This is a genomic window from Sphingopyxis sp. C-1 (genome assembly GCF_001047015.1).
GTDB lineage: Bacteria > Pseudomonadota > Alphaproteobacteria > Sphingomonadales > Sphingomonadaceae > Sphingopyxis.
In genome coordinates this window covers 383,899-407,021 of record NZ_BBRO01000002.1, presented here as the reverse complement: position 1 = coordinate 407,021, position 23,123 = coordinate 383,899, and the positions used below count along the sequence as shown (strand labels likewise).

Here is a 23,123-nt window from a genome sequence, read left to right as displayed (position 1 = left end):
CACTCGATACGCAAAAGCGCCGGCTTTCGGGTGACAGCTTTTCCTGTCGGCCCAATAGCTCAGCTGGAGGCGGCGGGCGTCTGCGCCTCAAGGCGAACGTAGCAGGCCTGCGCCTCAGGCGCGGGGCCGCGGCGCAGGGGGATCGACAGCAGGCGGATCACCTCGATCCGTTCGCCGACGGGTAGCACCAGCGTCGCCCCGGCATGCACCGCGCACGACGAGCGCGTGATCCGCCGCCCATCTAGCCGGATATGCCCCGCCTCGACCATCGCCTGCGCGACGCTGCGCGAGCGGGCGAAGCGCAGGAACCATAGCAGCTTGTCCAGCCGGATACTCCCTGCGGCGCCCGGACTCGCCATCAGTCTTTGCGGGCGTCCGCGAGGAGCGCGGCGAGGCCCGCGAAGGGGCTGTTGGGCGAGGGGCCACGACGCGGCTGCCTCTCAGGACGATCGGGACGCGGTGGGCGCGGTCCATCGATCCTGGGCTTGTCCGGCTTGCCACGCTTGCCCTTTACCTGATGGGCAGGCGCGCGCCGGGCCTCGCCGTTCGCCGCGGGACGCTGCGGCGCGTCGGCATTCTTGCGATGCGGGTGCGGCTTCCGGCGCGGCCTTTTCTCGGGCTTGCGCAGCCCCGACCAGCGCCAGCGCTGGAGCGCGGGCTCGCCCACGGCGCGAAAGCCGAAGCTGCCGAGTAGCGCGCGGCGCGTTTCCTCGTCGAGCCCGAGCGAGGTCGCGAGGGCCGGGTCGATGATGAAGCCGGGGGGGAGGGCGGAGGGATGGCCTTCGCTGTCGTCATTGCCGTGGTCGTCGTGATGCTCGTCGCGCCCGGCGAGCGGTGCGGTCGGCGGCGCTGCGGCCTGCATTCGCGCGGCGTGCGCCTGGCGTGCGAGCTTTTCGGCCATGTCGATGCGCAGCCAGCCCGACGCGCAGCGGCGGAAGCCCGCGATCACCAATCCGGCGTGGCTGCCTGTTTTTTGCAGCACTGCGCCGTGCTGCGGCAGCGCGGGAACGGTCGCGCCTTGCTGTGCGGCGGTCAGCGCGGCGCGCCAGCGTACCGCCTCCGGCTTCAAGAGCAGCGGGTGGAACAGGTCGAGCGACCCGATCGTGAAGCCAAGCTTTCGCAGTTGGGGGCGTTCTTCGGGGGTAAGGGCGCTGAGCTGATCCTCGACGGCCGCGCGGCCGATCGTGCCGCTGTTGTCGGTGAGCGCCGCAAGCAGCGCCCGCACGCGCGGCGGGGTGAATAGGTCACCCGCCGCCTCGCCCATCGCGGCAAGCGGCCCCGCATGACGCGCGAGCTGCGCGGCGACGAAGCGCTGCAACCGTTCGGAAATCGCCTGCACCTGATGAAGCTCGAGCCGCCGCAACGAGGGGTCGATCTGGATCGCCGGCTGGACGAGCGTCGGCCCGCGCGCGAGCGTTGCAATGGCATGGCCATGCCAGGCAAGGCGCGGCACCGTCCCCGGTTCGGCGATCAGCGACAGCGCGCTGTCGTCACCCTCGGCAAGCGCGGTCGCGCGGCGCGCGAGTTCGGCGCGCAGATGTTTCTCGGCCGCCGCGAGCAGCATGCGATGATCACTCGCCTTGGCCACCGGATCGACCTTGAACTGAAAGCCCTTCAGCGTGCCGATCGGCTCGCCGTCGACCGCGACGGTGCCATCGGCGCCGACAGCGACCGGCAAGGCGGCGTCGCGCTGCCCCGCGTCGCGGAGCAACAGGGCGAGTCGCCGGTCGACGAAACGCTGCGCAAGCGCCGCGTGCAGCGCGTCGGACAATCGCGATTCGAGCGCCTGCGTCCGTTCGGTCCAGCCCGCCGCGCCCGCGATCCAGTCGCCGCGCTGTGCGATGAAGCAGAGTGTCCGCACCGCGGCGATGCGGCTCGCGAGTTGGTCGATATCGCCCTCGACGTCGCTCAGCCGGGCAAGGCGCCGCGCGAACCAGTCGGGGTCGATCATGCCGTCGCCGGTCGTGCGCCACTGCCACAGCTTGAACACGGTGCGGCTGTGATGCTCGGCGCCCAATTGCTCGAAATCGGGAAGCCCGCATACGTCCCACAGGCGCTGCACCGCGTCGAAATCGCCGCCGCGCGCGCGCACTTCCATATCGCCCGCCAGATGCTTGAGCACCGCGATATCGACCGCCTCCGGGGCTGTGCGAAGCATCGGCTGCGTCGGCGGCTGCGCAAGGTCGGACAGGAGCTGGTCGAGCGATCCGAAGCCCGGCGTCGGGTTGCGCCAGAACAGGCTTGGTAGTGGCGGGAAATGATGCCCCTCGATCGCCGCGATTTCCTCGGGCGTGAAGCCGCCTTGCGGCAGGCCGACGGTGCCGAAGCTGCCGTCCTGCTGGTGCCGCCCGGCACGGCCCGCGATCTGCGCCATTTCAGAAATCGTCAGCCGCCGCAGGCGCCGTCCGTCGAATTTCTGCAGGCTAGCGAAGGCGACGTGCTGGACGTTCAGGTTCAGGCCCATGCCGATCGCGTCGGTTGCAACGAGATAGTCGACCTCGCCCGCCTCGAACATCGCAACCTGGGCATTGCGCGTCCGCGGGCTGAGTGCGCCCATCACCACCGCCGCGCCCCCCGAAAAGCGGCGCAGCATTTCGGCGATCGCATACACCTCCTCGGCCGAGAAGGCGACGATCGCGGACCGCTTGGGCAGGCGCGACAGCTTCGACGATCCCGCATAGCTCAAGGTCGAAAAGCGGGGCCGGGTGATGATCTCGGCCTCGGGCACCAACCCCTTGACCAGTCCCCTTATGCTCGCCGAGCCCAGGATCATCGTTTCTTCGCGCCCGCGTGCGCGCAGCAGCCGGTCGGTGAAGACATGGCCGCGTTCGGGGTCGGCGCCCAGCTGCGCCTCGTCGATCCCGACGAAGGCGACGTCGCGCTCGACGGGCAAAGCCTCCATCGTACCGAGCAGGTAGCGGGCATCGGGCGGGATGATTCGCTCTTCGCCGGTGACCAGCCCGACCTGCGCCGGGCCCTTGATCGCGACCACCCGGTCGTAAACCTCGCGCGCCAGCAGGCGCAGCGGAAAGCCGATCATGCCGCTCGAATGGGCGGTCAGGCGCTCAACCGCCAAATGGGTTTTGCCGGTGTTGGTGGGGCCAAGGACAGCCTTGACCGGCTGGGAAGAGGAAGAGGTCATTTTCTTGAAAGCCACGCTGGCATGCGCGGGGTCCACGCGCAACAGCCTATCGTCGAACCGCAGGGTGGAGGCCGATTTTTCCCGCAGTGTTGCATAATATCCCGACCCCGCCACGCCTCGCCGCAACGAACTGCGGCAAATCCGCCATTAAATTGACTTTAACGACCTTTCTTTACAGACAACGCCTCGAAAACATCATTCGGCGGCCGGGTGTAGGGTTTGGTTGCCGAGCGGGGGTTGCAATTTGTTTCAGCGTCACGAACCGATCGCGGGGATGTCCGGCAACGCGGCCGCCCTCACGATGTCGCAGGCGATCCCGCTGCGGCGCGCCGATTCCGATGCCGAACCGCAGCTCGGCTGGCGCGACCGGCTGGCGCAGTTCGACCTCGTTCCCGACCTTGGCGACAATATCGGTTCGGCGGAGTGGTGGCGCGGTCTTGCGACATTAACCTTGCTCTGCGGAACGGCGATCGCGACCTTCCCCGGAATCCAGCCGTTCGAGATCGGGGGCACGCCTGCGCTCGATGCCGCCGATTTCAACGAAGCGCGTGCGCAGATGATCGTGCCGCTCGCGTTCGGCGGCGACACGGGGCGCCATATGGCGGCGACCGACGCGGTTCGCCCGCTGACGCAAACCCCCGAACGCCCGCAAATCGAGCTGACCGCCACGCTTGGCCGCGGTGACAGCTTCGCGCGCCTGCTCGAACGCTCGGGCGTCGGCAGCAGCGAGGCGCAGGCGCTCGCAAATCAGGTGTCGGGCGCGGTTCCGCTCGCCGATATCGCGCCGGGCACGCGCATCGACTTGATCCTTGGCCGCCGTGCCGCGCGGACCATGCCGCGCCCGGTAGAGGCGCTGGCCATGCGTGCGCGCTTCGACCTCCGCATCGAGATGGAGCGGCAGGGCGGCCAGCTGGTGATGCGCCGCATTCCGATCGCGGTCGACGCGACGCCGCTGCGCATCCGCGGCCGGGTCGGCGACAGCCTTTACCGTTCGGCGCGCGCCGCCGGGGCGCCGCCCGCGGCGATCCAGTCCTATCTGCGCGTCGTCGGCAAACAGATTTCGGTCGGCAGCGATATCCGCGCCGGCGATGAGTTCGACATCATCGTCGACCATCGCCGCGCCGAAACGGGTGAGAGCGAGACGGGCAAGCTGCTCTATGCCGGGCTGATCCGGGGCGGAAAATCAAAGCTTTCGATGCTCGAATGGAATGTCGACGGCCGGACCCAATGGTTCGAGGCATCGGGGGTCGGCGAACAGCGCGGCGGGATGGCGCGGCCGACCAACGGACGCGTCACGTCGACCTTCGGCATGCGCCGCCACCCGATTCTCGGGTATAAGCGCATGCACAGCGGCATGGATTTCGGCGGCGGCTATGGCGCGCCGATCTATGCCGTCACCGACGGCATCGTGACGATTGCCGGTCGCCATGGCGGCTTCGGCAATTATGTGAAGCTCAACCATGGCAACGGGCTTGGCACAGGCTATGGCCATATGAGCCGCATCGCGGTGCGGCCCGGCCAGCGCGTCAATCGCGGGCAGGTGATCGGCTATATCGGCTCGACCGGCCTCTCGACTGGTCCGCACCTCCACTACGAACTCTATCGCAACGGCCGCGCGGTGAACCCGTCGTCGGTGACTTTCGTTACCCGCGCGCTGCTCGAGGGCAAGGCGCTCGCCGATTTCCGCGCGCGCATTCGATCGCTGACGTCGATCGCGCCCGGCGCCGCGCTGACCCCGATCGCGCCGAAACAGGTCGAGGGACCGAAGCTCGGCAGCCTCGCCGACGTCGCCTCGAAACGCGCGGGCGACGGGATTTGAATATGCTCAAGCCCTCCCCTTGAGGGGAGGGGCTATAGAAGAAACATTTGCCCCGCGGCCCGGCGCCGCTATGCACCCCGCATGACCCAAGCCGCTTTCCCCGACCTGCGCCTGCGCCGCACCCGCCGCACCGGCTGGAGCCGCGCGATGGTGCGCGAAACCCAGCTTTCGCCTTCGAACCTGATCTGGCCGCTCTTCGTCGCCGATGGTTCGGGCACCGAGGAACCGATATCGAGCCTTCCCGGCGTATCGCGCTGGTCGGTCGACCTGCTCGTCGAACGCGCGCGTGACGCGGTTGCCGCGGGCATCCCGTGCCTCGCGCTCTTTCCATATACGCAGCCCGAGCGGCGCAGCGCGGACGGCGGCGAGGCGCTTAATCCCGACAATCTCATGTGCCGCGCCACCGCCGCGATCAAGCAGGCGCTCGGCGACGATATCGGCATTCTTACCGACGTCGCACTCGATCCCTATACCAGCCATGGGCAGGACGGGCTGATCGACGATGCGGGCTATGTGCTCAACGACGAAACGGTCGAGGTGCTGGTCGGGCAGGCGCTCAACCAGGCACGCGCCGGGGCCGACATCATCGCTCCCAGCGACATGATGGACGGCCGCATCGGTGCGATCCGGCAGGCGCTGGAGGCCGAGGGCTTCGGGCATGTCCAGATCATGAGCTACGCCGCCAAATATGCCTCGGCCTTCTATGGCCCGTTCCGCGACGCGGTCGGTTCGCGCGGGCTGCTGAAAGGCGACAAGAAGACCTATCAGATGGATCCCGCGAACAGCGAGGAAGCCTTGCGCGAAGTGGCGCAGGACCTCGCCGAGGGTGCGGACAGCGTGATGGTGAAGCCCGGCCTGCCCTATCTCGACATCGTCCGCGCGGTGAAGGACAATTTTGCCGTGCCCGTCTATGCCTATCAGGTGTCGGGCGAATATGCGATGATCGAGGCCGCGGCTGCCGCGGGTGCGGGCGACCGCGATGCGCTCGTTTTCGAAACCTTGCTTGCGTTCCGCCGTGCGGGCGCATCGGGGGTTTTGAGCTATCACGCGCTGCACGCGGCGCGGCTCCTCGGCGCCTGACAATATGATCGCTTCCGCATCGCCGCGCCGCTGGCTGTTCGTGCTGACGATCCTCGTCGGCAGTTTCCTCCTCTTCCTCGTCCAGCCGATGGTCGCGCGCATGGTGCTGCCCAAGCTGGGCGGCGCGCCCGCGGTGTGGAACAGCGCGATGCTCGTCTATCAGGCGCTGCTGCTTGGCGGCTATGCCTATGCTCATTGGCTGGGCCGGTTCACTGTGCGGCGTCAGGCGACGATTCACCTCGCGCTATTTCTCGTCGCGGCGCTGTGGCTCCCGATCGGTATTGCGCAGATCGCGCCGCCCGGGCCAGGGCAGGAGGCGCTGTGGGTGCCCTTGCTTCTGCTTGCGTCGATCGGCCCCGTTTTCTTTGTGGTATCGGCGCAGGCGCCGCTGATGCAGCGCTGGTTCGCCGCCGACACGCGCGCAGGCGATCCCTATTATCTCTACGCGGCGTCGAACCTCGGCAGCTTTGCCGGCCTCATCAGCTATCCGGCGCTCGTCGAACCGACGATGCCGCTTGCGACGCAAAGCTGGGGCTGGACTGCGGGTTACGCGCTGCTCGTCCTGCTCGTCGCGGGCGCGGCTGCAGCGCGTTGGCAGGGCGGCGCCGAAGCCCATGCGGCGGCCACCGACGAACCGCGTCCGACGCTGCGGCGTCAGCTCCACTGGTTGCTGATCGCGGCGGTGCCGTCGGGGCTGATGCTGTCGACGACGACGCATCTCACCACCGACATCGTCGCGATGCCCCTGCTCTGGGTGTTGCCGCTCGGCCTCTATCTCCTGAGCTTCGTGATCGCGTTTTCGACGATGGAGCGGCCGACGCAGATCGTCACGCTGGTTGCGCCCGTCGTGCTGCTCGCGGTCGGCGGACTTGGGCTGCTCAGCTCGGGCGGCGGGTCGATGATGGTCGCGCTCGCCAGCCTCGCGATGCTGTTCGTCGTCGCGACCGCGCTCCACGGCTATCTCTATCATCTTCGGCCGGGGGCGCAGTATCTGACGCTTTTCTACCTCATCATGTCGGCAGGCGGCGTGCTCGGCGGGTTGTTCGCCGCGCTGTTCGCGCCGCTGATCTTCGATTGGGTGTATGAGCATCCGATCCTGATCCTCGCTGCGGGGGTGCTGTTGCCGCTCCCCGCGCTGCTCCCGTGGGACAAATGGTTGGGGCTCGAGGCGAAGACGGCGCGGATTACTGCGGCAGTTCTCGTCCTGATCGCCGCCTTCGGCGCCTGGCATATGGTCGGCGATTGGACCGGCCGGCTCGACGGCGCGACGACCTCGTGGGGCATCGCGATCTTCGTCATCGGCATCCTCGTCATCGGCTGGCGCTGGGCCTTTGTGCCCGTGCTCGGATTGCTCATGATCGGCGTCGGCGGCTGGGACACGATTCAGGAAAGCTTCACCGACGCGCGCGTCCGCAGCTATTTCGGCGTTTATACCGTCACCGACTATCCCCAGTCGAACCAGCGCCGCCTGGCGCATGGCACGACGCTCCACGGCCTCCAGCGCACCGACGCCGCGCACCGGCGCGATCCGACGACCTATTATGGTCATCAGTCGGGGGTCGGGCTGACGCTCGACAAGGCTGGGGCGCTCGCGGGACCGGGTGCGTCGATCGGCATCGTCGGGCTGGGGGCGGGCACGCTCGCCTGTTATCGCAAGCCTGGCCAGCATTGGACGATCTTCGAAATCGATCCGGTGATGGTCGATATTGCGCGCGATCCGTCCAAATTCACTTTCCTGTCGGATTGCGCGGGTGACACGCCGATCGTCATCGGCGACGCGCGGCTGCAACTCGCCAACCAACCCGCGGGGCGCTTCGACGTCATCGTCATCGACGCCTTCTCGTCCGACGCGATCCCGCTGCACCTGCTGACCGAAGAGGCGATCGGCATCTATGCGCGCGCGATGAAGCCCGACGGCATATTGCTCATCCACATCTCGAACCGTTTCTTCGATCTGGAGCCGGTGCTGGCGGCGGAGGCGAAGGCGCGGGGCTGGACCAGTGCGATCCGCATGGACCCCGGCCCGATCGGCGACGAATATGGCGACCTCACCGGATCGAACTGGGTCGCGCTGACCGCGACGCCTGCCCGGATGCAACAATTGACCGGCGGCATTCGTCCGCGCAAGGACGCGATGGACCTCGATGCGTGGGTGCCGCTGGCGGCGCGTCCCGGTTTCGAGCGCTGGACCGACGATTATGCCTCGACGCTACCGGTGCTGATCTGGAAGAATATCATCGGAGGCCGCGACGAATGACCTATCAGGACGTCAGCATCATCAGCGTGAACGGCAAGACGCCGCAGATCGACCCCAGCGCCTTTATCGCGCCGGGGTGCCGGATCATCGGCGACGTGACGATCGGGCCCGATGTCAGCATCTGGTATAATTGCGTGCTGCGCGCCGATGTCAGCCGCATCGTCGTCGGCGCGCGCTCGAACATCCAGGACGGCAGCGTCGTCCATTGCGACGGCCAGATGCCGCACCGCCCCGACGGCTTCCCGACGATCATCGGCGAGGATGTGCTGATCGGCCATATGGCGATGGTGCATGGCTGCACGCTGGCGGATCGCGCCTTCGTGGGCCTCAAGGCGACGGTGATGAACGGGTGCCGCATCGGCAGCGACGCGATGCTCGCCGCGGGTGCGCTGCTGACCGAGAACAAGGAAATTCCGGGGCGTGAGCTATGGGCCGGATCGCCCGCGCGGCGCGTGCGCGAGATCGACGATGCGCAGGCTGCGGGAATGCAGATGGGCGTCGCGCATTATGTGATGAACGGCCGCATGCACAAGGCGGCGATCGAGGGCTGATGGCCCAAGAAAAAGGGCGCCCTGGTTTCCTGGGACGCCCTTTCGACTAGCTTCGCTGACTTAGCTGAAGTTCACCATCGCATAGAGCATCGGGATCGACAGCAAGGTGTTGGTCCGCGAAAAGATCATCGCGGTCTTTGCGGCCTTCGCCTTGGTCGCATCGTCGGCCTCGACGATGCCCAGCGCCTTCTTCTGGTTCGGCCAGATCACGAACCACACGTTGAACGCCATGATCAGGCCCAGCCACATGCCGACGCCGATCAGCTTGTACGGGTCCTGGAGCCCCAGCGCGGGTGCCAGATATTTGGCGTGGCCGGCGATCGCGAGGCCGAGCAGCACGGTGACCAGCGCCGCCCAGCGGAACCAGAACAGCGCGGCGGGCGCGATATGCTTGCCGACGGCGGGTTTCAGTTCGGCCGGGATTTTCGGCATCGTCGGAATCTGGACGAAGTTGAAATAGTAAAGCAGGCCGATCCACAGCACGCCGAAGAAGGTGTGCAGCCAGCGCATGATCGCGTTGCCCGCCGCGACCCCATCCTCAAAATTCTGGCCGTTGAGGCAGAGCATCAGGATGATCGCAAGCACAAGGCCGGTGCCCAGTACGGCGTGCAGATTTCCGAAAAATTTGTCCATGGCAGTTCCCCCTATTTTGTCGCGGCGCCCGCGTGCGACCCGGTGCCGGTGACGCAGCTATGCCAGTCCGAGAGGGAAATGCATCAATTTTTGTCGGTTGCAGGCTCTTCCGGCACCGCGAGCCCGTTCTTGAGCATCACAGGAACCTGGCTGAAAGTGAAGAGGAAGGAGAGGGCGGTGACGCCCCAGACCTTGATCGTCAGCCACAGATCGAAGCTCATCTGCTTCGCCTGGATCAGCTCGTACATCACATGATTGGCGATGCCGAGCGCGGCAAAGAATATCCCCCAGTTGCGCGAGAGCAACAGCCAGCCGCGGTCGGTCAGCCCCTCGAGCGCCGATTGCAGCAGATATTTGAGCATCGGTTTTTTGAACCACACGCCGCCGAGCAGCAGCACGGCGAAGGCGGCATAGATGATCGTCGGCTTCATCACGATGAAACGCTCGTCGTGAAACCAGATCGTCAGCGCGCCGAAACCGAGGACGAGGATGCTCGACATCCACAGCATCGGCGAAATCTTGCCGAGCTTCCATTTCGACACGATCATCGCAATGACGATCGCGATCATGAACGCCACCGTGCCCTTGATCGCCGCAGTCGTCGCGGCGAACCCGCCTTCACCGCCGGACGAGAATTTATAGGCAAGGAAGAAGACGAGCAAAGGCCCGAAATCGATGACGAAGTTGAGCCATCCATGCTTTGCCGGCGGCGGTGCCGGGACGGCTTCGGGGCCAGAGGGAAGCACGTCGCTCATCGGATATTTCCTGCAATAATGGCTGCGATCTCGTCCGCATCGAACGGGCGAAGGTCGTCGATGGTTTCGCCAATGCCGATCGCATGGATGGGAAGCCCGTGGCGCTCGGCGGCGGACACGAGCACACCGCCGCGCGCGGTGCCGTCGAGTTTGGTCATGACGAGGCCGGTTACCCCCGCAACCTCTCGGAAAACGTCGATCTGCGACAGCGCATTCTGCCCCGTCGTCGCGTCGAGCACGAGCACGACGTCGTGCGGCGCGGCGGGATTGAGCCGGCCAAGCACGCGCTTGATCTTGGCAAGCTCGTCCATCAGTTCGCGCTTGTTCTGGAGCCGCCCGGCGGTGTCGACGATCAGCACGTCGATCCCGGTCGCGGTCGCCTGTTTCACCGCGTCGAACACGATGCCCGCGCTGTCGCCGCCTTCGGGGCCCGCCATGATCGGCACGCCCAGCCGTTCGGCCCAGACCTTGAGCTGGCCGATCGCTGCCGCGCGAAAGGTGTCGCCTGCCACGAGCATCACGCCATAATCCTGCTCCTGGAACAGATGCGCGAGCTTGGCGATGGTGGTGGTCTTGCCCGACCCGTTGACCCCGATCACCAGAATGACCTGCGGACGCGGAAAGGCGTCGATGTCGAGCGGTTCGGCAACGGGACGCAGGACGGCCGCGATTTCGTCGGCGACGACCTTGCGCAGTTCCTCGGTTCCGTTCGCGGCGATATCGCGGCGTTCGGCCAGGCGGCCGCGAATGCGGTCGGCCATCGCGGGGCCAAGGTCGGCGGTGATCAGCGCTTCCTCGATCCGGTCGAGATCATCCTCGTCTAGCCGCGCCTTGCCGGTCAGCCCGGCCAGATTCTCGCCGAGCCGTTCGGAGGTACGGCGAAATCCGCCAAGTAGCCTTTCGCTCCAGCTTTTGCCGGTCATGCGGCGATGTCCTTTTCCTCAATTGGGGTTGCGACCATGCGGTCGCCCTCGCGCGCCGACAGGCGCACGTCAATGATAGTACCGGGCGCCACCGGCGTGGTCAGCGCCACGGCGGCGAAATTTTCGGCATGGCCGCTGACGCCGTCGCGTTCGACGAGCATCGATGCGGTATGGCCGATCTGTGTATCCAGCCAGTCCTGCCGCCGCCGGGCATTGGCCTCGCGCAGGATCGCCGCCCGCTCGCGCGCGATGGTGCGCCCGACCTGCGGCATGCGGGCGGCGGGCGTCCCGGCGCGCGGGCTGTATGGAAAGATATGGCCGAACATGATGTCGCAATCGTCGATCAGCGCCAGCGAGTTGGCGAACATCGCTTCGTCCTCGGTCGGAAAGCCCGCGATCAGGTCGGCACCGATGGCGATCTCCGCGCGCGCGGCCTTCAATCGCTCGATCAACGCAACGGCATCAGCGCGGCGGTGGCGGCGCTTCATGCGCGTCAGCACCATATCATCGCCCGCCTGCAGCGACAGATGGACATGCGGCATCACGCGCGTTTCCTCGGTCAGCAGCGCGAAAAGCGCATCGTCGATCCGGTTTGGGTCGAGCGACGAAAGGCGCAGTCGTTCGACCGGCAAAGCGAGCAATGCCTCGACCAGCGCGGCCAATGTCGTACCGCTGTCGTCGCCATAGCTGGCGAGGTCGACGCCGGTCAGGATGATCTCGCGCTGGCCGCGGTCGAGAGCGGTTTGTGCGGATGCGACGACTGCATCGACGCTTGCCGACCGCGCCGTCCCACGCGCCAGCACCGTCGCGCAAAAGGTACAGCTATGCGAACAGCCGGTCTGGACACCAAGGAAAGCGCGGGCATGATCGGCGCCTGAAAGGGCGGGGCTATAGGGAAAGAAAGCCTGTCCCTGCGAAGGCAGGGGCCCATCTCCCGCCGGTTCGAGCTGGAGCTCGCCAACGATGGTTCCCCGCCCGCGCGAGGACGCGGTGCTTTCATAGCTCTGGGCCAAGCCCTTGGCATCGTTGCTCACCACCCGCGCGCCCATCGCGGCGAAGGCGCCGCGTTCGAGCTCCGCCGCGCACCCGGTCACCACCACCTCGGTTCCGGGCCGCTCGCGCAGGGCGCGGCGCACTGCCTGCCGCGCCTGCCGCACCGCCTCGTCGGTCACGGCGCAGCTATTGAAGACGGTTATGCTCTGCGCACCCGCCGCCGCGACGGCCGAGCGGATGGCTTCACCCTCGGCGATGTTCAGCCGACAACCGAAATTGACGACCTCTTGCCGGTCGGCGAGGGTGGTGCTCATCCGAACTGCGCCCAGTCGGTCTCGCCTTCATAGACGCGCGTCGCGGCGCCGCTCATCACGATCGGCTCGCCCGGCGCCCAGCGGATGATAAGGTCGCCGCCGGGGAGCGATATGGTGACGGGCGATTGCACCTTGCCTGCGCGGATTGCCGCAACCGCAGTCGCGCATGCGCCGGTACCGCATGCCTGCGTCAGCCCGACGCCGCGTTCCCAGACGCGTAGCTGCAACTGGTTTTCGCCGTCGAGGCTGGCGACATTGACGTTGACGCGCTCGGGAAACAGCGGGTCGGTCTCGATCCGGGGCCCCAACTCGTCGAGTGCGACCGCGTCGGCCTCGGGCACGAAAAAGATGATATGCGGATTGCCGACATTGACCGCCGCGCCATGTTCCAGCTCGTCCCACGCGACGGGCATGTCGCGTGTGTCCATCGGCATCGCAAGCGGGATATGTTCCCAGTCGAATTCGGGTTCGCCGAGTACGACTTCGGCGCCGCCGTCGGCCGGCGTGACGCGCAGCATACCGCCCAGCGTCTCGATCACCGCGGGCTTGCCGATCAGCGTCGCGACGCAGCGCGTCGCATTGCCGCATGCCTCGACCTCGCCGCCGTCGGCGTTGAAGATGCGCATCTTCACGTCCGCGCTGGTCGACGGTTCGAGCAGGATCAGCTGGTCGCACCCGATGCCGTGGCGCCGATCGGCGATTGCATGCGCGCGTGCCGGCGTCATTTCGACGGGCGCCACGCGCGCGTCGATCACGACAAAGTCGTTGCCGAGGCCGTGCATCTTGGTGAAGCGGTCTGCCATAGGGCGCATTTAGGGGGGGAGGGCAGCGAAGTCTAGCGATGTGGGCGGGCATCCCCTCGCTCCCGCGAAGGCGAGGGCCGCGAGAGGTTTAAAGCGGCAGCGATGCGAAAGGTCTACGGCGACCCCCGCCTCGCGGGGGTGACGAACAGGTTACGCCGATTTGCGCAGCCGTTCGTCCTCGCCGGCGTCGGGACCGGCGGGCGGCACCATGGGGGCGCGGAGCAGGCCGCGCTCGGCAAGCAACCGTTCGGTGTCGGCGGCCGACGCGGCACGGCCGAAATACCAGCCCTGACCCTTCGAACAGCCGAGCCGCGTCAGTTCGATCGCGGTGGCCTCGTCCTCGACGCCTTCGGCGGTTATCGGCATCGCGAGGCTTTCGCCCAGTCGCACGATAGCAATGACGATTGCCTGCGCATCGGGGCTGCCCCGCATCGCAGCGATGAAGCTGCGGTCGATCTTGATCCGATCGAACGGCAGCGCACGCAGATGCGACAGCGAGCTGTAGCCGGTGCCGAAATCGTCGAGGCTCAGCGACACACCCTGATTCTTCAGGCTGGTGACGATCGATCGCACCAGCGGCAGATTTTCGAACAGCGAGCTTTCGGTGATCTCTACCTCGAGCTGCGCCGCCGGGAAACCGACCTCGACGAGCAGCTTGGTCAGCTTCTGGCTGAACCACGGGTCTTTCAGTTGCTGCGGCGAGATGTTGACCGCAAGCATGATCGACGGGTCCCAGCGTTTGGCGACTTCCATCGCCTCGCGGATGACCTGCAGCGACAATTCGCCTATCAGGCCGCTTTCCTCGGCAACGGGAATAAAGCGTTCCGGCGGGATCATCCCATATTCGGGCGATTCCCAGCGCATGAGCATCTCGAAACCGAGCAGTCTCCCACTGGCGATATCCACCTGCGGCTCGAAATGGGGGACGAACTCGCCGCGCGGCATGCCGTCGCGAATGCCCGTTTCGATCTGGTTGCGCACCTGCACCGCCATTTCCATTCCGGCCTCGAACCAGCAGAAGCGATTCCGGCCTTCGTCCTTGCAATTATACATTGCGATGTCGGCCTGACGGACCATCGTTTCCATTGTGACGCTGGCATCGCTGGCGAGCGATAGGCCGAGCGACGCGCCGACCCGAATCTGCTGCGCATCGTGCGCGATAACATTGTCGAGCGCCATGACGAGTTCGGCCGCCAGGGCGTCGATGTCGGCGCGCGCCGCAGGCTCGAACGCCAGCATCGCGACGAACTCGTCGCCACCGAGCCGCGCCTTGGTGGCATTTGGCGGTAGTACCGCCGAGATACGTTCGGCTGCGACCTGCAGCACGCGGTCCCCCGCCGCGTGACCATGAATGTCGTTGACGGTCTTGAAGTGATCGAGGTCGAGCAGGAACAGTGCGACTTGGCGCTTTTCGGCGATCGCGTTCGCGATCTGCAGTTGTCCAGTCGCGAGCAGGGCCCGGCGATTGAGGAAACCCGTCAGCGGGTCGGTGTCGGCGAGGTAGCGCGCGCGCTGTTCGGCTTCGGTGCGCTCGAGGATTTCGCGGTTGAGATCCTTGTAGCGGCGCCAGCCGAAGAGAATCAGCGCGACATTGAGAATGAGCGCCGTCGCCAGCGCCCGGTCGGGACCACCGCCGATGCCGATCAATGCACGCACCGCCGCCTGCATCACATTGCTGCCCGTCCCCACGAACAGCAGGATCGCGGCGACGACTATGCCACCGGCAATGATATCGCGTTTTGCGCCCTCGCTTCGGTCGAATGGCTTCGGCGTCGCTGTCATATGAATTTGTCCCACCCTCGCCGGTTCTATGGGGCAAAGCGGTGAAATTTGGGTTAAGTGCGCTTCGGCGCGGCACCTTGCCTTTGCGTGCGCTTTTGTGTAGAGGCCGCCGCGTTCGCGCGCATCTTGCGCACGGGCATATCGATGTCCGCGACGGAAAGTCTGTCCACGGATAGCCGCTGGTTGGCGAGGTTTCGCTCACCGGCGTCTTTTGCGTTGCGGGCCTCGTAAGCAAGGATTTGAGGCGCATGTTCGACAGTCTGAGCAATCGGCTTGGCGATGTTTTCGGGAAGCTCCGCGGTCGCGGCGCGCTGACCGAGGCCGACGTGCGCGCCGCGATGCGCGAAGTGCGAATCGCTCTGCTAGAGGCGGACGTCGCGCTGCCCGTCGTGCGCAGTTTCGTCGATCAGGTCACCGAACTCGCGATCGGCCAGAATGTCCTGCGCTCGGTCACGCCGGGGCAGCAGGTCGTCAAGATCGTCAGCGACGCGCTGACCGAAATGCTCGGTTCCGAAACCGCCGAGCTCGAGCTGGCCGTCACCCCGCCCGCCGTGATCATGATGGTCGGCTTGCAGGGTTCGGGTAAGACGACCACCACCGCGAAGATCGCGAAGCGGCTGAAGGAAAAAGAGCGCAAGAAGGTGCTGATGGCGTCGCTCGACGTCAATCGCCCCGCCGCGCAGGAACAGCTTGCCGTCCTCGGCCAGCAGATCGACGTCGCGACCCTGCCGATCGTCGCGGGGCAGCAGCCGGTCGAGATTGCGCAGCGCGCGATGCAGGCGGCGAAGCTTCAGGGTTATGACGTCCTGATGCTCGACACCGCGGGCCGCCTCCACGTCGACCAGCAGTTGATGGACGAAATGCAGGCGGTGTCGCGCACGGCGAACCCTGCCGAAACGCTGCTCGTCGTCGACAGCCTCACCGGCCAGGACGCGGTACAGGTTGCGCAGCGCTTCACCGATCAGGTGCCGCTCACCGGCGTCGTGCTCACCCGCATGGACGGCGATGCGCGGGGCGGTGCCGCGCTCTCGATGCGCGCGGTCACTGGCAAGCCGATCAAATTCGCGGGCACGGGCGAAAAGCTCGACGGGCTCGAGCTCTTTCAGCCCTCGCGCATCGCGGGCCGCATCCTCGGCATGGGCGACGTCGTCAGCCTCGTCGAACGCGCCGCCGAAACGATCCAGGCCGAAGAGGCCGAGGCGATGGCGGCGAAGATGGCCAAGGGCCAGTTCGACCTCAACGACCTCCGCACCCAATTGAACCAGATGCGTCGCATGGGCGGCCTCGGCGCGCTCGCCGGCATGATTCCGGGGATCAAGAAGGCGCAGGCGCAGATGGCGGCCGGTGCTGCCGACGACAAGATGCTCATCCACTTCGACGCGATCATGGGATCGATGACCCCCAAGGAGCGCGCGAAGCCCGAAATCCTGACCGCGAAGCGCAAGATCCGTATCGCCAACGGGTCGGGCACCACGGTGCAGCAGGTCAACAAGGTGCTGAAGATGCATCAGGAAATGTCCAGCGCGATGAAGAAGATCCGCAAGATGGGCGGGCTCAAGGGCCTCGGCGCGCTGTTCGGCAAGGGCGGCGGCATTCCCGGAATGGGCGGCGGCGGAATGGGTGGCGGTGGCCTCCCCGGTCTTGGTGGGGGCGGATCGATCCCGCCTGAACTCGCCAATTTGATGAATAAAAAGAAGTGACGACCCCAACAGGTCGTCATCCCGGCGCAGGCCGGGATCCAGTGAATTAAAACCCGAATTTGAACATTAAACTCTGAAGGAAAATATCATGGCAACCTCTATTCGCCTCGCACGCGGCGGTTCGAAAAAGCGTCCCTATTACAAGATCGTCGTCGCCGATTCGCGCAGCCCGCGCGACGGCCGTTTCATCGAGCGTATCGGCAGCTACAACCCGCTGCTCGCCAAGGACAATCCGGAGCGCGTGAAGCTCGATGCCGACCGTGCGAAGCATTGGGTTTCGGTTGGCGCGCAGCCGACCGACCGCGTCGCCCGCTTCCTCGACGCCGCTGGCGTTCTCGAACGCGCTGCCCGCAACAACCCGAACAAGGCTGTCCCCGGCGAAAAGGCCAAGGAACGCGCCGAAGAAAAGGCCCAGAAGCTGGCTGACGCCGAAGAAGCCGCAGCCGCTGCTGCCGCCGCTCCGGCCCCGGAACCCGAAGCTGCTGAAGAAGCCGCTCCGGAAGTGGCCGCTGAAGAAGCGCCCGCCGCTGAAGAAGCCGCCGCTCCCGAAGCCGCTGAATCGGACGCAACCGGTTCGGTGAAGAGCGAAGCGACCGCCGAAGCCGTTGCCGAAGCCGTCGCCGACGAAACCCCGGCCGACGCGACCGCCGAAGACGCGACCGCGATCGCCGAAGAAGTCGCCGAAGGCGGCCCGGTTGCTGCCGAAGCCGAAGAAGCTCCGGCCGCCGAAGCTGGCGAAGAAAAGGCCGAAGGCTAAGCCTTGGCCGACGCGAATCGCCCTGTCACCCTCGCCGCCATCGCCGGCGCGCATGGGGTGCGGGGCGAGGTGCGTCTCAAGCTATTTGGTGAAGGCGCGGAGGCTCTCCGCGCCTTTTCCGTTTTCGATGCGGGCGACCGCACGCTCACGTTGAAATCGGTCCGTCCCGCCAATCAGGGTGCGGTCGCGACCTTCGCCGAAATCGCCGACCGCAGCGCTGCCGAGGCCTTGCGCGGAACGGTGTTGACGGTGCCGCGCTCGGCGCTGCCCGCTCTGGGCGAGGGCGAATATTATCACCACGACCTGCTCGGCCTGCCATGCGTGTCGACCGACGGCGTCGCCATCGGCCATGTTGCCGCGGTCGAGAATTTCGGCGCTGGTGACATTCTCGAAATCGAGAAGCCCGACCGCAAACGTTTCATGGTTCCGATGACGGCGCAGGCCGTGCCGGCGTGGAACGACGACGGCGTCACCGTGAACGCCGCGTTCGTCGAGTAACGATATCCCCATATTTCCATCGCCACCCCGGGCTTGACCCGGGTCCCGCTTCTTCTGCTCATCGGAGCCCGAAGCGGGGGTTGACCTCAAGAGCGGGACCCCGGATCAAGTCCGGGGTGACGGACGAATTGTCGCGCCATCTTTTGGAGAGAGAATCGTCATGCGCTTGAAATCGGGTCTCGTTTTTGCTGCCATCCTTGGCTCGTTCGCTCCCGCTCACGCCCAGCAATCCGCCCCCAAAACCCTCGACCAACTCGCCCCCGAGATCGACACGCTCTTTGCCAGATATCAAGCCGAGCAGCACATCCCCGGCCTGGTCTACGGCGTCGTCAAGGACGGCAAGCTCGCTTATGTGAAGGGCATCGGCGTTCAGAACATCGCCGACAAGCGCGCCGTCACTCCCGACAGCCTGTTTCGCATCGCCTCGATGACCAAGGCGTTCACCGCGCTGTCGATCCTGAAGCTGCGCGATGACGGCAAGCTTCGCCTCGACGACCTCGCTGAGCAATATGTGCCCGAAATGAAGGGCTGGACCTACCCGACCAAGGACAGCCCGCGCATAAGGGTCAGGGATCTGCTCCAACATGTCGGCGGCTTCGTCACCGATGATCCGTGGGGCGATCGCCAGCAAGTGCTGCCGCAAGACGAATTCACGAAGATGATCGCCGCGGGCGTGCCGTTCAGCCGCGTACCGCAGAGCCAGCATGAATATTCGAACTTCGGCTATGCCTTGCTCGGTCGGATCGTCGCCAACGCCTCGGGCATGCCCTACACCGACTATGTCCGGCAGACGATCCTGAACCCTCTCGGCATGACCCGCAGCGGCTTTGACGCGCCGAAGGCTCCAAAGGCGCGCTACGCCCTTGGCTATCGCTGGGAAAATGAGAAATGGACCGCCGAGCCCGAGATGGTCGACGGGGCGTTCAACAGCATGGGCGGGTTGCAGGTCAGCGCGAACGACTATGCCAAATGGGTCGCCTTCCTGCTCTCGGCCTGGCCAGCGCGCGACGATGCCGACACCGGGCCGGTCAAGCGGTCGACGGTGCGCGAGATCGCACAGGGCTCGAACTTCGTCTCGGTGACGAACCGCATCGGCGCCAGCGGCGCTACGGCGTGCAAGCAGGCCGCGGCTTACGGCATGGGCTGGCGCGTTGCGCAGGATTGCGACCTTGGCCTGACGCTCGCGCACGGCGGCGGATATCCGGGCTATGGCAGTCATGTGATGCTGATGCCCGATTATGGAATCGGCGTCTTTGCGCTGTCGAACCGGACCTATGCCGGCCCGTCGGCCCCCGCGTGGGACACCGCGGTCGCAATCGACAAGGCGGGCCTGTTGGAAACGCGCCCCGTTCCGGTATCGCCGGCGGTGGCAGAGGCCTATGCGGCAGCAAGGGCGGCTTATGCCGCCGGCGATCTCGGCCCGCTACAGGGCCGGCTCGCGATGAACTTCCTCCTCGATCGTTCGGCCGCCAACTGGAAGGCCGAATTCGCGAAGTTGAAAGCCGAGGTAGGGGCGTGCCCCACCGACGAGCCGCTGGCGCCGACCGGCGCGATGTCGGCTGCCTTCCGCCTCAACTGCGAAAAGGGCAAGCTCGACGGGCAATTGCTGCTCGCCCCGACGAAGCCGGCGACGATCCAGGCGCTGCGCTTGCGCGTCGTGCCGCCCGAGGCGAACTGATGTCGACGGGGTGAGGCCTTTGCAAGGGACAGCCTCACCCCGTTTTCGCCCTGGACCTTTGAGAGGGGGGAGCAGGGTTCTTATCGCGGACGCTTATCGTGCCCGGCGCAGGCGGACGCCGCAGCGCGCGGCGGCACGGGTGAAGACGCTGTCTTCGCCGGGTGCGGTCGGCAGGGCGATCCACTCGCCGAGGCGGCGGAACGGGGTTGCGAGCCAGTGAAGGCCGCGGGTGATATCGGCGCTGAAATGATCATGACCGTCATTCCAGGCGCGCATGAACTGCTCGTCTTTCATCGTTCATTTCCTTTCGCTTGGGTGCATCCTAATTGCCCTCCCGCGCGCCGCAGCGCCAACAAAAGGCGTAGACCATATTATAAGCTGGCCTTATAAGGTCGTATGTCCCGACTGCCGCCCCTTTCCGCCGTGCGCACCTTCGAAGCCGCCGGTCGTTTGCAGAATTTCTCGCGCGCTGCCGAAGAGCTGGGACTGACGCAAGCTGCAGTCAGTTATCAAATCCGCCAATTGGAGGATCGGCTCGGCCGCGCGCTGTTCGTGCGTGAGAAAGGGCGCGTGCGCCTTTCCGAAACGGGCCAGCGGCTGCTGCCCGCGATCAGCAACGCCTTTGCCACCATGGGGGACGCCTTTGCCGCGCTCGGCAGCGACGAGGCCGACGTGCTGACGATCAATGCCGCGACCAGCTTTGGCGGCACCTGGCTCAGCGCGCGTATCGGCAGCTTCCAGCTCCAATATCCCGAACTCGCGGTGCGCATGGCGATGAGCAATGATCTGATCGATTTCGACGCCTCGAACGTCGATGTCGCGATCCGCATCGGCAAGGGCGCGTGGCCGGGGCTGCGCAGCGATTTCCTGATGCGCCAATATCTCGCGCCGATCGCCTCGCCCGCTTTCATCGCCGAGCACGACATAAACGAGCCCGCCGACCTGCTCCGCGTCCAGCGCCTTGCGCCGAACGATAGCTGGTGGGCCGAATGGTTCGCGCTGGCCGGGGTCGCGACACCGCCGGTGCTCTCACGTCGCGGGATCGAACTCGACAGCCAGTTGCAGGAGGCGAGCGCGGTGCAAGCGGGATTCGGCGTCGCGATGATGACCCCGCTCTATTGGCAGGGCGAATTGGCGAGCGGCCGCATGGTCCAGCCCTTTGACACATTCTATGTATCGAAGGGCTCGGGCATGTGGCTCGTCCACCGCGACAACCGCATCGGAGTGCGCAAGATCGAACGCTTCCGCGAATGGCTGCACGCCGAAATCGAGAAAGATCGCCACCTGCTGCCCGACGCGATATGGGAGCCGCCGTTATGACCTTCACTGCCGTCCCCCTGACCCTCTACCCCGACATGTTCCCCGGCCCGCTGGGGCACAGTATGGCGGGGCGCGCGCTCGAAAGCGGGACGTGGAACTGCGCGCCGGTGCAGATCCGGGATTTCGCCACGGACAAGCATCGGACCGTCGACGACACGCCGGCGGGTGGCGGCGCGGGGATGGTGCTGAAGGCCGACGTGCTCGGCGCCGCGGTCGACCATGCCGTGGCGGCCCATCCGGGTCTGCCGATCCTGGCGATGACCCCGCGCGGGACGCCGGTCACGCAGGCGCGCGTGCGCCAGCTTTCGGCGGGTCCGGGCGCGATCATCCTGTGCGGCCGCTTCGAGGGTTTCGACGAACGCATCTTTGCCGCGCGCGATATCGAGGAAGTCTCGATGGGCGACATCATCCTGTCGGGGGGCGAGATGGGCGCGCTGTTGCTGCTCGATGCCTGCATCCGGCTGCTTCCCGGCGTGATGGGCGCCTCGGCCAGCGGCGACGATGAATCGTTCGAGCAGGGGCTGCTCGAATATCCGCACTACACAAGGCCGGTGAACTGGGAGGGGCATGACATTCCCGACGTGCTGCGTTCGGGCGATCACAAGAAGATTGCGAGCTGGCGCCGCGAACAGGCCGAGCACGATACGCGGGCGCGGCGCCCCGACCTGTGGGCGGCCTATGTCGCCGCGCGCGACGGGCGATAGCGCAGCAGCACCCACGGCACCTTCGCGCTGTCGAACATCAACCTGCTCTTTTGCTGGGTGAACGGCGGCATATGATCGCCGACGATCAATATGTCGGTCGGCGGGAAATCGGGGCGGCTCGCCATGTCGGCGAGCGCCGCTGCCGTGTCGTCCCAGACGGCGAAGAGGCGGCAGACCTGCGGATAATCGCCGTCGAGCACGGGGCCTAGCTGGCGGCAATTCTCGGTACGCAGCTCCGCATTGGCGACCACCGGCAGGTGCGAATTGAGCGTCAGCCAGTAGATGAACTGCGGCTCTTTCGCCGCGGCCAGGTCGCGCCCGATCAGCCGCGGTATGTCGCGATCGCATGCGCCGGGAAAGACATTGGGGCAATGCCCCGCGCCCTGCGCCTCGATTTGGTCGCGGAAGCTCATCCCCTCGAACCCGATCAGCGGATACCAGCGATCGCGGTCGAAGAATTTCGGCGAAAAGCCGTGATAGGCGTGCGTGGCATAGCCGCGCCGCGCAAGGGTCGCGGGCAGGCAATCGGGGTCGCGCGCGACGATCTCCTTATAATCGCCCCAGCGCTGACACAGCTCGCGAATCTCGCCCTTGGTCGTCGAGTTATAGAAGGTCGTGCTGCCCTGGCTAATCGCGAAGCGTTCGGCGAGTTCGGGGCGCGTCCAGATCGCGTCGAGCCGGTCGCGCAGCGTCGCCTCGGTCGGCAGTCCCATCGCCTCGACGACGACGATCATCACGTTCCGCTTGCCGTCCGCGAGCTTCAGGAAATCGGTCTGGCGCGTCGCCGAGGTGAAGGGGGCATCGGCGGGCGCCAGCCGGTTATAGGCGGTCGACCCCTCGCGCGCCCGGATATAGTCGGCCTGCGCCAGCGTATAGGTGAGCGCGGCAGCGGCGATCATCCATTGCAGCCCGCGCAAATTCTGCTGTCTGCGAAGCTGCCGCGCAGCAAAGCCGAGAACCGCGATCAACAGGCCGGCCCCGACCATATATTCGGGCGAAGCGGCGGGGCGCAGATCGAGCACCAATGCGATGACCGACAGGATCACGCTGATGTCCATGTTGAACATGCTCGCGATGAAAACGAGCGTCAGATAGAGGAGAAGGCCGAAAAAGGCGGCGACGCGAAACCAGTAGCCGAACCAGCAGGCCACGAAGCCGACCGCGCCGCAGAGCATGATCTCGCCCGCGCGCATCGGCCCGCCCATGATCGTGATCGGCAGGAAGGGAAGGTTGGGCAGCACCAGCCAGCACAGCGCCCAGTTGAGGAACGCCGTCAGCCCCACACCGTCGGCGGGCGCAAAAGCGCGGCTCGCGAGCGGCTTTATGGCATTCATGTGCAGCATCGGGTCCCTTCCGTGCCGTCCATGGCGGATTTTGGTTAATGTCGGTTTAAATCGGCCGCGTGCGTCATCCG

19 protein-coding genes and 1 pseudogene are annotated in these 23,123 nt (G+C 66.0%); 10 read left to right on the top strand and 10 right to left on the bottom strand.

Annotation, left to right across the window (positions count from 1 at the left end; genetic code table 11):
- Window positions 1–59: 59 nt before the first annotated feature.
- Both SC1_RS16520 and SC1_RS16515 read right to left on the bottom strand, forming a co-directional pair.
- The gene (locus SC1_RS16520) at window positions 60–359 is read right to left on the bottom strand and encodes an RNA-binding S4 domain-containing protein (protein WP_062185124.1); all 300 of its coding nucleotides are present in this window, start codon (window positions 357–359) and stop codon (window positions 60–62) included.
- Window positions 359–3,142, bottom strand: a complete 2,784-nt coding sequence (locus tag SC1_RS16515; protein WP_062186878.1) for a helicase-related protein — start codon at window positions 3,140–3,142, stop codon at window positions 359–361. Before SC1_RS16515 ends, SC1_RS16520 begins: the two co-directional genes overlap by 1 nt.
- 274 nt (window positions 3,143–3,416) lie before the next feature.
- Between SC1_RS16515 and SC1_RS16510 the strand changes: the two genes are divergently transcribed.
- From SC1_RS16510 to SC1_RS16495, 4 genes are all read left to right on the top strand, one after another.
- Entirely contained in the window at window positions 3,417–4,961 is a 1,545-nt protein-coding gene (locus SC1_RS16510; protein WP_062185121.1) for a M23 family metallopeptidase, read from the top strand.
- A gap of 81 nt (window positions 4,962–5,042) precedes the next feature.
- Entirely contained in the window at window positions 5,043–6,041 is a 999-nt protein-coding gene (gene hemB, locus SC1_RS16505) for a porphobilinogen synthase (RefSeq protein ID WP_062185118.1), read from the top strand.
- A gap of 4 nt (window positions 6,042–6,045) precedes the next feature.
- The gene (locus SC1_RS16500) at window positions 6,046–8,298 is read left to right on the top strand and encodes a fused MFS/spermidine synthase (protein WP_062185115.1); all 2,253 of its coding nucleotides are present in this window, start codon (window positions 6,046–6,048) and stop codon (window positions 8,296–8,298) included.
- Window positions 8,295–8,849: a gamma carbonic anhydrase family protein gene (locus SC1_RS16495; RefSeq protein ID WP_062185113.1), complete on the top strand. Its 555-nt coding sequence runs from the start codon at window positions 8,295–8,297 to the stop codon at window positions 8,847–8,849. The genes SC1_RS16500 and SC1_RS16495 overlap by 4 nt, the downstream gene beginning before the upstream one ends.
- Before the next feature lie 60 nt (window positions 8,850–8,909).
- Here the strand turns inward: SC1_RS16495 and SC1_RS16490 are convergent, their stop codons facing one another.
- From SC1_RS16490 to SC1_RS16465, 6 genes are all read right to left on the bottom strand, one after another.
- Window positions 8,910–9,482 carry a urate hydroxylase PuuD gene (locus SC1_RS16490; protein WP_062185110.1) on the bottom strand — a complete coding sequence of 191 codons (573 nt, stop codon included), beginning with the start codon at window positions 9,480–9,482 and terminating at the stop codon, window positions 8,910–8,912.
- Between the two features lie 83 nt (window positions 9,483–9,565).
- Entirely contained in the window at window positions 9,566–10,237 is a 672-nt protein-coding gene (locus tag SC1_RS16485; protein ID WP_062185108.1) for an inner membrane-spanning protein YciB, read from the bottom strand.
- Window positions 10,234–11,160, bottom strand: a complete 927-nt coding sequence (ftsY, locus tag SC1_RS16480; RefSeq protein ID WP_062185107.1) for a signal recognition particle-docking protein FtsY — start codon at window positions 11,158–11,160, stop codon at window positions 10,234–10,236. Before ftsY ends, SC1_RS16485 begins: the two co-directional genes overlap by 4 nt.
- Window positions 11,157–12,467, bottom strand: a complete 1,311-nt coding sequence (locus tag SC1_RS16475) for a MiaB/RimO family radical SAM methylthiotransferase (protein ID WP_062185105.1) — start codon at window positions 12,465–12,467, stop codon at window positions 11,157–11,159. Before SC1_RS16475 ends, ftsY begins: the two co-directional genes overlap by 4 nt.
- Window positions 12,464–13,270: a diaminopimelate epimerase gene (dapF, locus tag SC1_RS16470; RefSeq protein WP_062185103.1), complete on the bottom strand. Its 807-nt coding sequence runs from the start codon at window positions 13,268–13,270 to the stop codon at window positions 12,464–12,466. Before dapF ends, SC1_RS16475 begins: the two co-directional genes overlap by 4 nt.
- 150 nt (window positions 13,271–13,420) lie before the next feature.
- A complete protein-coding gene (locus SC1_RS16465) occupies window positions 13,421–15,052 on the bottom strand; it encodes a bifunctional diguanylate cyclase/phosphodiesterase (RefSeq protein WP_062185101.1) in 1,632 nt (543 codons plus the stop codon).
- Between the two features lie 248 nt (window positions 15,053–15,300).
- On the opposite strand from SC1_RS16465, the gene ffh reads away from it, so the two are divergent.
- The 4 genes and pseudogenes from ffh to SC1_RS16445 all read left to right on the top strand — a co-directional run bounded on the left by ffh (window position 15,301) and on the right by SC1_RS16445 (window position 19,685).
- A complete protein-coding gene (gene ffh, locus SC1_RS16460; RefSeq protein WP_062185098.1) occupies window positions 15,301–16,752 on the top strand; it encodes a signal recognition particle protein in 1,452 nt (483 codons plus the stop codon).
- 88 nt (window positions 16,753–16,840) lie between these two features.
- Window positions 16,841–17,314 (top strand): annotated as a pseudogene (gene rpsP / locus SC1_RS16455) (30S ribosomal protein S16); the annotation flags it as partial.
- A gap of 198 nt (window positions 17,315–17,512) precedes the next feature.
- Window positions 17,513–18,007, top strand: a complete 495-nt coding sequence (gene rimM, locus SC1_RS16450; protein WP_062185093.1) for a ribosome maturation factor RimM — start codon at window positions 17,513–17,515, stop codon at window positions 18,005–18,007.
- Window positions 18,008–18,167: 160 nt separating this feature from the next.
- The gene (locus SC1_RS16445) at window positions 18,168–19,685 is read left to right on the top strand and encodes a serine hydrolase (protein WP_062185090.1); all 1,518 of its coding nucleotides are present in this window, start codon (window positions 18,168–18,170) and stop codon (window positions 19,683–19,685) included.
- Window positions 19,686–19,778: 93 nt separating this feature from the next.
- On the opposite strand, the gene SC1_RS16440 is transcribed toward SC1_RS16445, so the two are convergent.
- The gene (locus tag SC1_RS16440; protein ID WP_062185088.1) at window positions 19,779–19,979 is read right to left on the bottom strand and encodes a hypothetical protein; all 201 of its coding nucleotides are present in this window, start codon (window positions 19,977–19,979) and stop codon (window positions 19,779–19,781) included.
- 129 nt (window positions 19,980–20,108) lie between these two features.
- Between SC1_RS16440 and SC1_RS16435 the strand changes: the two genes are divergently transcribed.
- Together SC1_RS16435 and trmD are read left to right on the top strand one after the other, a co-directional pair.
- Window positions 20,109–21,005: a LysR substrate-binding domain-containing protein gene (locus SC1_RS16435; RefSeq protein WP_238586753.1), complete on the top strand. Its 897-nt coding sequence runs from the start codon at window positions 20,109–20,111 to the stop codon at window positions 21,003–21,005.
- Window positions 21,002–21,709 carry a tRNA (guanosine(37)-N1)-methyltransferase TrmD gene (gene trmD, locus SC1_RS16430; RefSeq protein WP_062185082.1) on the top strand — a complete coding sequence of 236 codons (708 nt, stop codon included), beginning with the start codon at window positions 21,002–21,004 and terminating at the stop codon, window positions 21,707–21,709. Before SC1_RS16435 ends, trmD begins: the two co-directional genes overlap by 4 nt.
- Here trmD and SC1_RS16425 read toward each other — a convergent pair.
- Complete coding sequence (locus SC1_RS16425) at window positions 21,682–23,052, bottom strand: sulfatase-like hydrolase/transferase (protein WP_062185079.1); 1,371 nt, start codon at window positions 23,050–23,052, stop codon at window positions 21,682–21,684. The genes trmD and SC1_RS16425 overlap by 28 nt on opposite strands.
- Window positions 23,053–23,123 lie beyond the last annotated feature (71 nt).